The sequence below is a fragment of the Streptomyces omiyaensis genome (genome assembly GCF_014650895.1).
Taxonomy (GTDB): Bacteria; Actinomycetota; Actinomycetes; order Streptomycetales; family Streptomycetaceae; genus Streptomyces; species Streptomyces omiyaensis.
Genome location: NZ_BMVV01000002.1, coordinates 408316 through 421813 on the forward strand (window position 1 = coordinate 408316; position 13498 = coordinate 421813).

At 72.4% G+C, this 13498-nt stretch carries 11 protein-coding genes; 5 read left to right on the forward strand and 6 right to left on the reverse strand.

Annotated elements, in window-relative coordinates; genetic code table 11:
- Positions 1-19 precede the first annotated feature (19 nt).
- Positions 20-2566: an aminopeptidase N gene (gene pepN, locus IE287_RS04750; protein WP_189847593.1), complete on the reverse strand. Its 2547-nt coding sequence runs from the start codon at positions 2564-2566 to the stop codon at positions 20-22.
- Positions 2567-2709: 143 nt separating this feature from the next.
- Between pepN and IE287_RS04755 the strand changes: the two genes are divergently transcribed.
- Positions 2710-3345, forward strand: a complete 636-nt coding sequence (locus tag IE287_RS04755) for a mycothiol-dependent nitroreductase Rv2466c family protein (protein ID WP_189847594.1) — start codon at positions 2710-2712, stop codon at positions 3343-3345.
- A gap of 117 nt (positions 3346-3462) precedes the next feature.
- Here IE287_RS04755 and IE287_RS04760 read toward each other — a convergent pair whose 3' ends face one another.
- Positions 3463-4110 (reverse strand): superoxide dismutase, encoded by a 648-nt coding sequence (locus tag IE287_RS04760; protein WP_189847595.1) that lies wholly within the window; start codon positions 4108-4110, stop codon positions 3463-3465.
- Between the two features lie 187 nt (positions 4111-4297).
- On the opposite strand from IE287_RS04760, the gene IE287_RS04765 reads away from it, so the two are divergent.
- The gene (locus IE287_RS04765) at positions 4298-5188 is read left to right on the forward strand and encodes a hypothetical protein (RefSeq protein ID WP_189847596.1); all 891 of its coding nucleotides are present in this window, start codon (positions 4298-4300) and stop codon (positions 5186-5188) included.
- Positions 5189-5279: 91 nt separating this feature from the next.
- On the opposite strand, the gene IE287_RS04770 is transcribed toward IE287_RS04765, so the two are convergent.
- On the reverse strand, positions 5280-6701 hold the full coding sequence (locus IE287_RS04770; protein ID WP_189847597.1) for an amino acid permease: 1422 nt from the start codon (positions 6699-6701) through the stop codon (positions 5280-5282).
- A gap of 116 nt (positions 6702-6817) precedes the next feature.
- Positions 6818-8230, reverse strand: a complete 1413-nt coding sequence (locus IE287_RS04775; protein ID WP_189847766.1) for an amino acid permease — start codon at positions 8228-8230, stop codon at positions 6818-6820.
- A 273-nt stretch (positions 8231-8503) separates the two neighbouring features.
- On the opposite strand from IE287_RS04775, the gene IE287_RS04780 reads away from it, so the two are divergent.
- Positions 8504-9097, forward strand: coding sequence for a biotin transporter BioY (locus tag IE287_RS04780; protein ID WP_189847598.1), 594 nt, complete (start codon positions 8504-8506; stop codon positions 9095-9097).
- A 74-nt stretch (positions 9098-9171) separates the two neighbouring features.
- Here the strand turns inward: IE287_RS04780 and IE287_RS04785 are convergent, their stop codons facing one another.
- Complete coding sequence (locus IE287_RS04785; RefSeq protein ID WP_189847599.1) at positions 9172-10608, reverse strand: amino acid permease; 1437 nt, start codon at positions 10606-10608, stop codon at positions 9172-9174.
- A gap of 218 nt (positions 10609-10826) precedes the next feature.
- Between IE287_RS04785 and IE287_RS04790 the strand changes: the two genes are divergently transcribed.
- Together IE287_RS04790 and IE287_RS04795 are read left to right on the forward strand one after the other, a co-directional pair.
- Positions 10827-11321, forward strand: coding sequence for a ribose-5-phosphate isomerase (locus tag IE287_RS04790; protein WP_189847600.1), 495 nt, complete (start codon positions 10827-10829; stop codon positions 11319-11321).
- Positions 11321-12130 (forward strand): Fpg/Nei family DNA glycosylase, encoded by an 810-nt coding sequence (locus IE287_RS04795; protein WP_189847601.1) that lies wholly within the window; start codon positions 11321-11323, stop codon positions 12128-12130. The genes IE287_RS04790 and IE287_RS04795 overlap by 1 nt, the downstream gene beginning before the upstream one ends.
- Before the next feature lie 36 nt (positions 12131-12166).
- Here the strand turns inward: IE287_RS04795 and IE287_RS04800 are convergent, their stop codons facing one another.
- Positions 12167-13396 (reverse strand): GNAT family N-acetyltransferase, encoded by a 1230-nt coding sequence (locus tag IE287_RS04800; protein WP_189847602.1) that lies wholly within the window; start codon positions 13394-13396, stop codon positions 12167-12169.
- Between the last annotated feature and the right edge of the window lie 102 nt (positions 13397-13498).

Consider the following 13498-nt stretch of genomic DNA (forward strand, 5'->3'; position numbering starts at 1 on the left):
ACCCTCCCCGGTCCGCCGGTCACGCCTCCAGCGCGTCGCACTCCTGCGCCCGCAGGGCCCGGGCGAGGTCGTCGCGGGCCTCCAGGACGAGCCGGCGCAGCGCCGGAGCCGCGTCCGCGTGCTCCGTCAGCCAGGCGTCGGTCGCCGCCAGGGTCTCCGGCCGGTCCTGGAGCGCCGGGAAGAGCCCCCGCACCACGTCCATGCCGATCTGGATCGACCGCTCGGCCCAGATCCGCTCGATCACCGCGAAGTACTTCTCCGCGTACGGAGCGGTCAGTTCGCGCTGCGAGGGCTGCGCGAAACCGGCGATCACCGCGCCGGCCAGCGCGTTCGACAGCGCGTCCGACTCGACGACCTGCGCCCAGGCCTGCGCCTTGACCGCCGCGGAGGGCCGCGAGGCGAGCAGCCGCACCTGGTGGCGCTTGCCGCTGGCGGTGTCGTCCCGGGCCAGCTCCCCGTCGATCCGCGTCTCGTCGGCCCGGCCCTCCTCGGCGAGGGTGGAGAGCAGTGCCCAGCGCAGCTCCTGGTCGACGTCGAGCCCGTCGATCCGGGCGTTGCCGGCGAGCAGCCCCTCCAGGAGCTGGAGGTCGGCGTCCGAGGAGGCGGTCGCGGCGAAGAAGCGGGCCCAGGTCAGCTGGTGCTCGCTGCCCGGTCCGGCCAGCCGCAGCTCGCGCAGCCCGCCCTCGGCGAGCAGCCGGCCGCCCTCGGCGCGCCACGCCGGGGCCGCGTAGTGGGTGACCGAGGTGCGCGCCCAGGCGTGCACCATCTGCAGGACGCCGATGTCGGTCTCGCGGCCCGCGAAGGCGAGCACGACGGCGACGAAGTCGCGGGCCGGCATCAGGCCGTCCCGGGTCAGGTTCCACAGCGCCGACCAGCACAGCGCGCGGGCCAGCGGGTCGGTGACGTCCCCGAGGTGGCCGCGGAGGGTGTCGAGCGAGCCCTCGTCGAAGCGGACCTTGCAGTAGGTGAGGTCGTCGTCGTTGACGAGGATCAGGTCCGGCCGCTCGCTGCCGGCGAGCTCGGCGACGACGGTCCGGACCCCGGCGACGTCCGCCTCCACGCGCGCGTAGCGGACGAGTTCGCCCTCGGCGAGCCGGTAGAGGCCGACCGCGACCCGGTGCGGGCGCAGCTCGTCGCCCTCCTGGAGGACGGCGAGCTCGGTGATCCGGCCCTCGGCGTCGTAGGTCACCTCGGGGGCGAGCACGTTGACGCCGGAGGTCTGGAGCCACGACTTCGACCAGGCCCGCATGTCGCGGCCGGAGGTCTCCTCCAGGACCGACAGCAGGTCGCCCAGGCGCGTGTTGCCGTAGGCGTGGCGCTTGAAGTAGCGGCGCGCGCCCTCCAGGAAGGCGTCCCGGCCCACGTAGGCGACGAGCTGCTTGAGGACGGCGGCGCCCTTGGCGTAGGTGATGCCGTCGAAGTTCAGCTTGGCGTCCTCCAGGTCACGGATGTCGGCCGTGATCGGGTGGGTGGACGGCAGCTGGTCGGCGCGGTAGGCCCAGGCCTTGCGGTTGTTGGCGAAGGTGACCCAGCTGTCGGTGAAGCGGGTGGCCTCGGCGAGCGAGAAGGAGCCCATGAAGTCGGCGAAGGACTCCTTCAGCCACAGGTCGTCCCACCAGACCATGGTGACCAGGTCGCCGAACCACATGTGGGCCATCTCGTGCAGGATCGTGTTCGAGCGCCGCTCGTAGGCCGCCCGGGTGACCTTGCCCCGGTAGATGTACTCCTCCGTGAAGGTGACCAGGCCGGGGTTCTCCATGGCGCCGAGGTTGTACTCGGGCACGAAGGCCTGGTCGTACTTGCCGAAGGGGTACGGGTAGTCGAAGGTGTCGTGGAAGAAGTCCAGGCCCTGCTTGGTGACCAGGAAGACGTCGTCCGCGTCGAAGTGCCGCGCGAGGCCCTTGCGGCACATCGCGCCGAGCGGGATCTCCAGGTCGCCGCGGCGGTAGGTGTCCGTGACGTAGTGGTACGGGCCGGCCACCACGCAGGTGATGTACGTGGAGATCGGCAGGGTCTCGGCGAAGCGCCACGTGCCGTCGGCGTCGCGCTCCCCGGCGCCGTTGCTCCAGACCGTCCAGCCCTCGGGCGCGGTCACCTCGAAGCGGTACGGGGCCTTGAGGTCGGGCTGCTCGAAGTTCGCGTACACCCGGCGGGCGTCGGCCGGCTCGTACTGGGTGTAGAGGTAGACCTCGCCGTCCTCGGGGTCGACGAAGCGGTGCATGCCCTCGCCGGTGCGGCTGTAGGCGCACTGCGCGTCGACGACCAGCACGTTCTCGTCGGCGAGGCCGTCCAGGGCGATCCGGGCGCCGTCGAAGACGACGGCCGGGTCCAGCGCGCGCCCGTTGAGCGTGACGGAGGTGACCGAGGGCGCGATCAGGTCCGCGAAGGTGGCGTCGCCCTCGCCGGTGCGGCGGAAGCGGATCGTCGTCACCGAGCGGAAGGTGCGTACCGCCTCCGTGGACTCGCCGACCGCCGAGCGCAGGTCGAGGGCGACCTCGTAGCCGTCGACGGACAGCAGCGCCGCCCGCTCGTGGGCCTCGTCGCGGGTCAGGTTCTCACCGGGCACGGTCACTCCTTCGTGGCGTGTTCGAAACAGGACCGATCCTCCCATGCGCACCTTTCACCCGGCGCACGGGAATGCCGACACGCGCCCGCGGCGTTGCGACAGGTCGGCGCACCCGTTCCGCACGCCCGCATCCGAGGAGTGACATGTCCGAGAGCAGGACCACCGCAGAGTTCTTCTTCGACCCGCTGTGCCCCTGGGCCTGGATGACCTCCCGGTGGATGCTGGAGGTGGAGCGGGTCCGCCCGGTGGACGTGCGCTGGAAGGTCATGAGCCTCGCCGTCCTGAACGAGAACCGGCTGGACGAGGTCCCCGCCGAGTACCGGGAGATGCTGGAGACCCAGGCGTGGGGCCCGGTCCGCGTCGTCGTGGCGGCCCAGCAGCTGCACGGCGACGAGGTCGTCGGCAAGCTCTACACCGCGCTCGGCACCCGCTTCCACAACGAGGGCGAGGGCGTCACCCGCGAGGCCATCACCGGCGCGCTGAGGGACGTCGGCCTGCCCGAGGAGCTGGTGGAGTACGCCGACAAGGACACGTACGACGCCGAGCTGCGCGCCTCCCACACGGAGGGCATCGAGAAGGTCGGCCAGGACGTCGGCACCCCGGTGATCGCGGTGCCCGGCCCGGACGGCGACGAGGTCGCCTTCTTCGGCCCGGTCGTCACCCCGACCCCGCGCGGCGAGGCCGCGGCCCGGCTGTGGGACGGCACCCTGCTGGTCGCCTCGACGCCGGGCTTCTACGAGATCAAGCGCACCCGGACGGCGGCGCCGAGCTTCGAGTAGCCGCCGCCGCAGGAACAGAAGAACCCCCGCGATTCACGTCATCGCGGGGGTTCTTCCTCGTTCCGCCCGCTGGTGAAGGTTGAGAAGACGATCACGAGCAGGACGAGCGGGGGGCCGTCAGAAGGAGATGAGCGGCACGCTGGCCTTGGCGGCCAGGTAGCGCTTGTTCACGTCCTGCCAGTTGACGACCTGCCACATGGCGTCGATGAAGTCGACCTTCTGGTTCTTGTACTGGAGGTAGAAGGCGTGCTCCCAGGCGTCGAAGACGAGGACCGGGACCGAGCCCTGGCCGACGTTGCCCTGGTGGTCGTAGACCTGCTCGACGATGAGGCGGCCGCTGATCGGCTCGTAGGCGAGGACGCCCCAGCCGGAGCCCTGGGTGGTCGCCGAGGCCTTGGTCAGCTGGGCCTTGAACTTGGCGAAGGAGCCGAAGGACTCGGTGATCGCGTCGGCCAGCTCGCCCACGCCGTCGGCCGCGAGCGGCTCGCCGCCGCCCTCGCCGCCCTTCGGGCTCGCCATGTTGTTCCAGTAGATGGAGTGGAGGATGTGGCCGGAGAGGTGGAAGGCCAGGTTCTTCTCCAGGCCGTTGACGGAGCCCCACTGGTCCTTGTCGCGGGCCTCCTCCAGCTGCTCCAGGGTGTCGTTCGCACCCTTCACGTACGCGGCGTGGTGCTTGTCGTGGTGCAGCTCGATGATCTGCGGGTTGATCACCGGCTCCAGCGCCGCGTAGTCGTACGGCAGCTCCGGAAGTGTGTAGATCGCCATGTGTGCCGAGCCCTTCGACTGACTGCTTATTGCAACCTATATGCAAGTGCAGGCTAACAGCACATGCACATCTTGTTGATCAGTCCTCGGACCTAGGTCCGCCGCGCGCCCCTCCCGCTTCCGCGCGCTCCGCCGGACGGCCTACGCGACCGCTGTCCGTCCCGTCCGGGATCCCTAGCGTGCGGACATGAGACTTCTCCCGAGACTCGCCTCGGCCTGCGCCCTCGTCGCCCTGCTCGCCGGCACCGCCCAGGCCGCCGCCCCCTGGCGGCAGGTCGGCTCCGACGCCCGCGGCGGGGTCAGCGGCCTCGCCCACGAGGGCGCCGGCACCGCCCTCGTCGTCCACGACAACAAGCGCTCCGGACAGCCGCGCCTCTCCCGGCTCGCGTACGGGGCGGACCGCGCCGCCGTCACCCCGCTCGCCTGGCGGGGAGCCGAACCCGAGGACCTGGAGGCGATCGAGGCGATCCCCGGCAGGCCGGGGGAGTATCTCGCCGTCGCCGCCCGCGGCATCGTCCACCGCCTGGAGGTCACCGGCTCCACGGCGACCGTCGCCGGCTACACCCCGCTGCCCGCGATCGGCACCGGCGACGACTTCGAGGGCTTCGCGCTCGTCGCCCGAGACGGGCGGTACGCCGCCCTGTGGGCCGACCGCGGCGACGGCCCGGACCGGCCCGCCACCCTGTACGCCGCCCCGCTGGCCTTCGCCCCGTGGGGCGAGCCGACGTTCGGCGCGGTCACGAAGCGCGCCCTCACCGCCCCGCACCCCACGGGCGCGGGCGTCCACCACGTCTCCGACCTCTCCGTCACCGACTCCGGCCGGATCCTGGTGGGCTCGGCGGCGGACGCGGGCGACGACGGGCCCTTCGACTCCGCCGTGACCGACGCCGGGCAGGTCGTCCTGACGGGCTCCGGCCGGGTGCGGATCTCCCTCACCGCCCGCCCGGTCCCGCTCGGCACCTTCCCCGGCCGCAAGGTCGAGGCCGTCGAGTGCCTCCCCGGCGGCGACGCGCTCCTCGGCACCGACGACGAGAACCGGGGAGGACAGGTCCGCACGGCGCCCTACTGCGGGACCTGATCCCGGGCGCGCCCGGTCCCGGACGCGCGCACGCCCCGCCGGGGGGCCCGGCGGGGCGTGCGTGGTGCCGAAGGGGGCGTGCGGGAGCGGGTCAGTCCTCCCCGGCCGCCGAGCCGCGCGCCCTCTGGAGCGCGAAGCCGCCCGCGGCGAGGAGCAGCGTCAGGGCGCCCGTCGCGTACAGCTGCACCCGGGTGCCCTCCTCGCGGGCCATCAGGAAGAAGATCGCCGCCATGCCGGCCAGCGCCACCCAGGTCAGCACCGGGAAGGCCCACATGCGCACGACCAGCTTCTCCGGCTCCTCGCGCTCGGTGCGGCGGCGCAGCACCAGCTGGGAGGCGGCGATGAAGAACCAGACGACGAGGATGATCGCGCCGATGGTGTTGAGCAGCCAGATGAAGGCCTTGTCCGGCGACCAGTAGCTCAGCAGGACGGCGCCGAAGCCGACGACGCAGGAGAGCAGGACGGCCGGGCGCGGCACGCCGCCGTACAGCCTGCCGAGCGCCTTCGGGCCCTGGCCCCGGCCGATCAGCGAGCCGGCCATCCGGGAGGCGCCGTAGATGTTGGCGTTCATCGCGGAGAGCAGGGCGATCAGGACGACCACGTTCATGATCTGTCCGGCCGCCGGGATGCCCAGGAAGTCGAGGGTGGCGACGTACGGGCCCTTCTCGACGACCGCCGGGTCGTCCCAGGGGACGAGGGTGACGATGACCGCCATGGAGCCGATGTAGAAGAGCGCGATCCGCCACATCGCGGTGCGGACCGCCTTGGCGACGCCCTGCACGGGGTGCTCGGACTCGGCCGCGGCGATGGTGACCGTCTCCAGGCCGCCGTAGGCGAAGACGGAGGCGAGCAGACCCACGATCAGGCCCTCGGAGCCGTTCGGGAAGAAGCCGTGGTCGCCGATGAGGTTCGAGGTGCCGGGGATGTCGTCGGTGCCGGGCAGCAGGCCGGTGATGGCGAGCACGCCGATGCCGAGGAAGAGGACGATCGCGCCGACCTTCAGCGCGGCGAACCAGAACTCGAACTCGCCGAAGTTCTTCACCGCCGCCAGGTTGGTGCCGCAGAAGACCAGCATGAACAGCGCCACCCAGGCCCACTCCGGAGTGCCCGGGAACCAGCCCGTCATGATGTTCGCGGCGCCGATGCCCTCCAGGCCGACGGCCACGCAGAGCAGGAACCAGAAGGCCCACCCCGCGGTGAAGCCGGCCCACGGACCGAAGGCGCGTTCGGCGTGGACGGAGAACGAGCCGGAGGCGGGGTTCGCCGCCGACATCTCGCCGAGCATCCGCATCACCAGCATGACGAGCACGCCGGAGATCGCGTACGCGACGACGATCGAGGGCCCGGCGGCGGCGATGCCGGCGCCGGAGCCGACGAAGAGGCCGGCGCCGATGACGCCGCCGAGGGCGATCATCGACAGATGGCGCTGCTTGAGGCCGTGCGAGAGGCCCTCTGCGGGAGCTGCGGCGCCGTCCTGGCGGTCGGCCTGCGCGGGCGCGGTGGTCCGAGACATGGGCAACCCTGTTCATAGGCTGAGACGGGGAGGGAGGCCCACAGTCTGGGCGCCCGCACCGCTCAGAGGGAACGGGTGTCCGCTATACGGTCACCACCTTCACACAAGGTGAAGATTCAGTTCCGTTTCGTCGTGGACGTGCGCGCCTCCCGGGACGCCCGCACCTCGCGGAGCCACGCCACCAGCAGCACCGCCGCCGTCGCGCCGGCCGACCACAGCACCTGGGGCCGCGCCCCGTCGTCCGTCAGCATCAGCACCAGCACCGCGCCCATCGCCGCCAGCGCCGTCCACGTCAGCCACGGGAAGCCCCACATCCGCAGCGTCGGCGTCCCGGACGCCTCCCGCTCGATCCGGGGCCGCAGCCGCAGCTGCGAGACCGCGATCAGCGCCCACACGAACAGCAGCACCGCGCCGACCGCGTTGAGCATGTAGAGGAAGACCGAGTCCGGCCACTTCAGATTGAGCAGCACCGAGACGAAGCCGAAGGCCACCGAGGCGAGCACCGCCCGGCGCGGCACCCCGCCGCCCGACACCTTCAGCAGCCCCTTCGGCGCCTCGCCGCGCTCCGCCAGCGAGAAGACCATCCGCGAGGAGCCGTACAGATTGGCGTTGAGCGCCGACAGCAGCGCCACGAACACCACCACGTTCATGATCTGCCCCGCGCCCGGCACCCCGATCGCGTCGAGCACCGCCACGTACGGCGACTCGCCCGGCACCATCGACGTCCACGGCAGCAGGGTCACGATCACCAGCATCGAGCCCACGTAGAAGAGGAGGATCCGCCAGACGGCGCTGCGCACCGCCCGCGCCACGTTCCGCGCCGGGTCCTCCGACTCGGCCGCCGCGATGGTGACGACCTCCAGCCCGCCGAAGGCGAAGATCACCGCCAGCACCCCGGAGACCACCCCGGACCAGCCGTTGGGCAGGAAGCCGCCCTGCCCGGTCAGGTTCGCGAGCCCCACCGGATCGGTGTCCGGCAGCCAGCCGGCGATCGCCAGCGCGCCCAGCACCAGGAAGAGGACGATCGCGCCCACCTTCAGCGCGGCGAACCAGAACTCGAACTCGCCGAAGTTCTTCACCGCCGCCAGGTTCGCCGCCGTGAAGACCACCATGAAGAGCAGCACCCAGCCCCACTGCGGGACCCCCGGCACCCAGCCGTGCGCGATCCGCGCCGCGCCCGTCGCCTCCACCGCGAGGACGACCACCAGCAGGAACCAGTACAGCCAGCCCACCGAGAAGCCGGCCCAGCGCCCCAGCGCCCGCTCCGCGTGCACCGAGAACGCGCCGGACGCCGGCATCGCCGCCGACATCTCGCCCAGCATCCGCATCACCAGCATCGCGAGCGCACCCGCGATCAGGTACGAGAGGACGATGCCGGGCCCGGCGACCGCGATGCCCGCGCCCGAGCCGACGAAGAGACCGGCGCCGATGACCCCGCCCAGGCCCAGCATCGTCAGGTGACGCTGCTTCAGGCCGTGGGAGAGGGGCTCGGACCCGGTCGGCGGGGAGGGGGGTGCGGCGTCGCGCATGGTGGGGGACTCGCGCTCTGGGAGGAGGGGCACGTGCACAGGCACTTTATGGAGACTCCACAGTCTCTCCGCTGACCGCCCTTCGGCGCAAAAGGGGTGTCACGTGCTGACTCTCCAGTGACAAGCGTCACGTGGCGCTCGGCGCCTTCCCCTCTCTTTGTCGGAACCCCATGAAGGCCCGGCCCGAGGCTTTGTCGGCGGCTGACGGTGATCGGGCGTTCACTCCTGGCATAGCGTCGACCTGTCCCGCCCCCTCACTCCCGCGGAGTACCGATGAGCACCGCCGCCGCCCCCGCCCGCACCCTCCGTACGGGCACCGTCCTGGCCGACCTCCTCCCGGCGAGCCGCGTCCGCGACGTGGCCCTCGTCCTCGGCGGCGCCGCCCTCACCGGCCTGGCCGCGCAGATCTCGCTCCCGGTCCCCGGCTCCCCGGTCCCGGTCTCCGGCCAGACCTTCGCCGCCCTGCTCGTCGGCACCGCCCTCGGCGCCCGCCGCGGCTTCCTCTCCCTCGCCCTCTACGCCGTCGCCGGCATGGCGGGCGTCCCGTGGTTCGCCCAGGGCTCCTCCGGCTACGCGATGCCGTCCTTCGGCTACATCCTCGGCATGATGCTCGCCGCCACCGTCGTGGGCGCCCTCGCCCGCCGCGGCGCCGACCGCTCGGTCCTGCGCACCGCCGGCACCATGGCCCTCGGCTCCGCGGTGATCTACGCGGTCGGCGTGCCGTACCTGGCCCTCGCCACCGGCATGAGCCTCGGCCAGGCGGTCGCCGCGGGCCTGACCCCCTTCCTCATCGGCGACGCCCTCAAGGCCGCGCTCGCCATGGGCGCCCTCCCGGCCGCCTGGAAGCTCGTCGGCCGCAAGGGCTGACGTCCGCCGGGGCCGTACGCGAAGGGCCCGCCGCTCCCGAGGGGAGCGGCGGGCCCTTCGCGCGTGCGCGTCGGTCAGACGCGGTCGGCCTTCTTCCCGGTCCGCTCGCGGACCAGCGCGACGGCCAGCACCAGCGCGGCCACGAGCAGCGAGAGCACGACCTGCTCCCGGGCGCTGCCGCCGTCGTAGAGCATGTAGCCGAGGACGAAGACGATCATGCCGATCGTCGCCCACGTCAGGTACGGGAAGAGCCACATCCTCACGACGAGCTTCTCCGGCGACTCGCGCAGGATGATCCCGCGCATCCGCAGCTGGGTCACGCAGATGACCAGCCAGACGAAGAGCGCCACCGCGCCGGAGGAGTTCAGCAGGAAGGCGAAGACGGTGTCCGGCCACTGGTAGTTGAAGAAGACCGCGACGAAGCCGAAGACCACCGACGCGAGGATCGCCGTGCGCGGCACGCCCCGCTTGTCGACCTTGGCGAAGCCCTTCGGCGCGTCCCCGCGCTGCCCGAGCGAGAAGGCCATCCGGGAGGCCGTGTAGAGGCCCGAGTTGAGGCAGGACAGCACGGCGGTCAGGACGATCACGTTCATGATCTGGCCGGCGGCCGGGATGCCGATCGAGTCGAGCGCGGCGACGTACGAGCCCTTCTCGGTGATCGAGGGGTCGTTCCACGGCAGCAGCGTCAGGACGACGAAGATCGAGCCCAGGTAGAAGACGCCGATCCGCCAGATCACGCTGTTGGTCGCCTTGGTCACGGCGCGCTGCGGGTCCTCGGACTCGCCCGCCGCCAGCGTCACGATCTCGCTGCCCATGAAGGAGAAGACGACCATCAGCACGCCGGTGAGGATCGCGCCCGCGCCCATGGGGAGGAACCCGCCCGCGTCGGTGAGGTGCGCGAAGCCCGCGCCCGGGTTGTCCGAGCCCGGCAGCACGCCGAAGACGGCGAGCAGGCCGATGGCGACGAAGGCGCCGATGGCGACGACCTTGATCCCGGCGAACCAGAACTCGAACTCGCCGTAGGAGGCCACCGAGGCCAGGTTGGTCGCGGTGAGCACCACCATGACGATCAGCGCCCAGGCCCACTGCGGCACCGCCGGGACCCAGCTCTCCAGGATGACCGCGCCCGCGGTCGCCTCGACGGCCAGCACGACCACCCAGAAGAACCAGTACAGCCAGCCGATGGTGAAGCCCGCCCAGCGGCCGAGCGCCTGGTCGGCGTAGGCCGAGAAGGAGCCGGAGGAGGGGCGCGCGGCGGCCATCTCGCCGAGCATCCGCATCACGAAGACGACCATCGCGCCGACGAGCGCGTACGAGAGCAGGATCGCGGGGCCCGCGGCGGCGATGCCGGAGCCGGAGCCGACGAAGAGGCCGGCGCCGATGACACCGCCGATGGCGATCATCGACAGGTGGCGGTTCTTGAGACCGGCCTTGAGGCCGTCGGACGGCGGGGTCCGACCGGGGTCGCCGGTGCTGTCGCCTTCCTTGGCGAGGGTCGGCTGCGTGTTCATGAACGCTTCCTTCGGGTGTGGGGGCGGCTCGGGTCGCGAGCCGGAGCCATGTAACCCGGCGACCGGCCGGTACGGAAGGTCTTATTCCGGATCGTGATTCAGGACATATGCGGGAGATAAGGTCCAGACCAGCCGGGACGGAGGTCCATGACCCGACGGGACCAAGGTCCCGACCCCGCCGACGCCTGCCCCGTCCCGGCCGTGCCACACTCGGAACCATGCGCGTCTACATCGGTTCCGACCACGCCGGCTACGAACTCAAGACCCACCTCGTGGAGTGGCTCACGGCCCACGGCCACGAGCCCGTCGACTGCGGCCCCCACGTCTACGACGCCCTCGACGACTACCCGCCGTTCTGCCTGCGCGCCGCCGAGCGCACGGCCGCCGACGCGGACGGCCTGGGCATCGTCATCGGTGGCTCCGGCAACGGCGAGCAGATCGCCGCCAACAAGGTCAAGGGCGTCCGTGCCGCCCTCGCCTGGAGCGAGCAGACCGCCGCCCTCGGCCGCGAGCACAACAACGCCAACGTCGTCGCCGTCGGCGCCCGCATGCACACCGAGGAGGAGGCGACCAAGTTCGTCGAGATCTTCCTCGCCACCCCCTACTCCGGCGACGAGCGCCACACCCGCCGCATCGAGATGCTGAGCGCGTACGAGACCACCGGCGAGCTCCCCCCGATCCCGGCCCACCACCCGCAGGAGCCCACCGCCTGATGCCCGAAGGGCACACCATCCACCGGCTGGCCGCCGACCACCGCGAGCGGTTCGGCGGCCGGCCCGTGCGCGTCTCCAGCCCCCAGGGCAAGTTCTCCGACTCCGCCGCCCTCCTCGACGGCGCCACCCTGGAGACCACCGAGGCGCACGGCAAGCACCTCTTCCTCGGCTTCCCCCGCGACGAGTGGATCCACATCCACCTCGGCCTCTTCGGCAAGGTGACCTTCGGCGACGCCCCCGCGCCCCCGCCGGCCGACACCGTCCGCCTCCGCCTCGCCAACCCCGAGGCGTACGTCGACCTCCGCGGCCCCACCACCTGCGCGCTCGTCACCGACGACGAGAAGCGGGCGATCCACGCCCGCCTCGGCCCGGACCCCCTGCGCCCGGCCGACGGCCCCGGCGCCGCCTGGCGCCGGATCTCCAGGTCCCGCACGACGATCGCCGCCCTGCTCATGGACCAGAAGGTCATCGCCGGCGTCGGCAACGTCTACCGCGCCGAGGTCCTCTTCCGCCACGGCATCGACCCGTACCGCGCGGGCCGGGACCTCACGGCGGGGGAGTGGACCGCGATCTGGGACGACCTGAGGGTCCTCATGCGCGAAGGCGTCCGCCTCAACCGCATCGACACCGTCCGCCCCGAGCACACCCCCGAGGCGATGGGCCGCCCGCCCCGCGTCGACGACCACGGCGGCGAGGTCTACGTCTACCGCCGGGCGCACCAGCCCTGCCACCTCTGCGGCACGCCGGTCCGCACCGCGGACCTGGCGGCGAGGAACCTCTTCTGGTGCCCCGCCTGCCAGACCCGCTGACCGCGCGCCGCCACCGCTGGAAACCGCGTGCCGCCGCTAGAAACCGTGCGGCAGCCAGGGCGCGACCGGAGTGCCGAAGGCGAGCGACGCCTCCGCGAGCGCCCCGCCCCGCAGTTCGGTGACCCGCCCCGCCGAAGCCAGCGCCGCCAGAGTCGTACCGCCCAGATAGGCGGACCCCAACTCCCGCACGGACAGGGCGAGATCCGCCGCGTCCGACGTCCGCGCGCACGACGCGCCCTTCGCGTCCCCCGACAGCCGCCACCGCCCCGCGTTCCACGGGCAGAACGCGTCCTCGACCTCGAACACCACGTCCACCGGCGCCTGGTACGTCCGCGCCTCCAGCGCCGCCCCCACGTCCACCAGACGCGCGAACAGCGCCTCCCGCACCGTCGGCTCGCACCGCCGCACGTCCGAGACCAGGTGCTGCCAGGCCGCGTCCACCGGCGCGCTGTTCACCCGCACCCTCGCCGTCAGGTCCACCGAGCACAGGAACCGCCACAGGGCCGCCTCCGCCGCCCCGTCGAGCCCCATCAGCTCGTGCACGATCACCGAACCGTCCGCGCCGGCCCAGCCCCACTCCGGCTTGATCGCGTAGTAGGCGTGTCCGACGACCTCGCCGTCCCGCTCCGCCAGCACGCACAGCCGGGGCGAGGCACCGTCCCGCGAACCCGGCGGATCGAGCACCGGCAGCCGCTCCCAGCCGGGCCGCCGGGCCAGCATCCCGGGCCGGCGCGGCACCATCCGCGCGTACACCGCCTCCGTCGCCGCCGAGGACTCCGCGAGCGACGCCATCCGCAGCCCCACCGCGTCCGCCGCGGCCGGCGCGTCGATCCGCACCCGGGTCGTGTCGATCACCGCCCGCTGCGCCCAGCTCGCCGCCCCGTAACCGAACCGCCCGTAGATCGCCGGCTCCGAGGCCGTCAGCACCGCCAGGGGCTCGCCCAGCGCCCGCACGTCGTCGAGCTGCCGGCGCATCATCGAGGTCAGGACCCCCCGCCGCCGATGGGTTCCGGCCACACTCACCATCGTGACGCCCGCGGCCGGAACCGACGCCCCGCCCGGCACGGTCAGCAGGAACGAGAACGCGCCCGCCGTCGCCACCGCCCGGTCCCCGTCCCAGAGCGCCAGCGACCGCTCGCACTCGGTGAGGTCCCGCCACAGCGCCCGCTCCTCGGGCTCCTCGTGGATGCCGCCGAAGGCGAGCTCCAGGGCCGCGAACCACCGATCCCACTCCGACGGGTCCAGCACCCGCAGTTCAGTCGTCATATGCCATCGATATCAGCGGTCCCCGCCCGGGGCGACCCGATTTCACGCACCTTGTCACCGGGGTGCCCCTGCACGGAAGCGGCCCCGATGGATAGGGTCCAG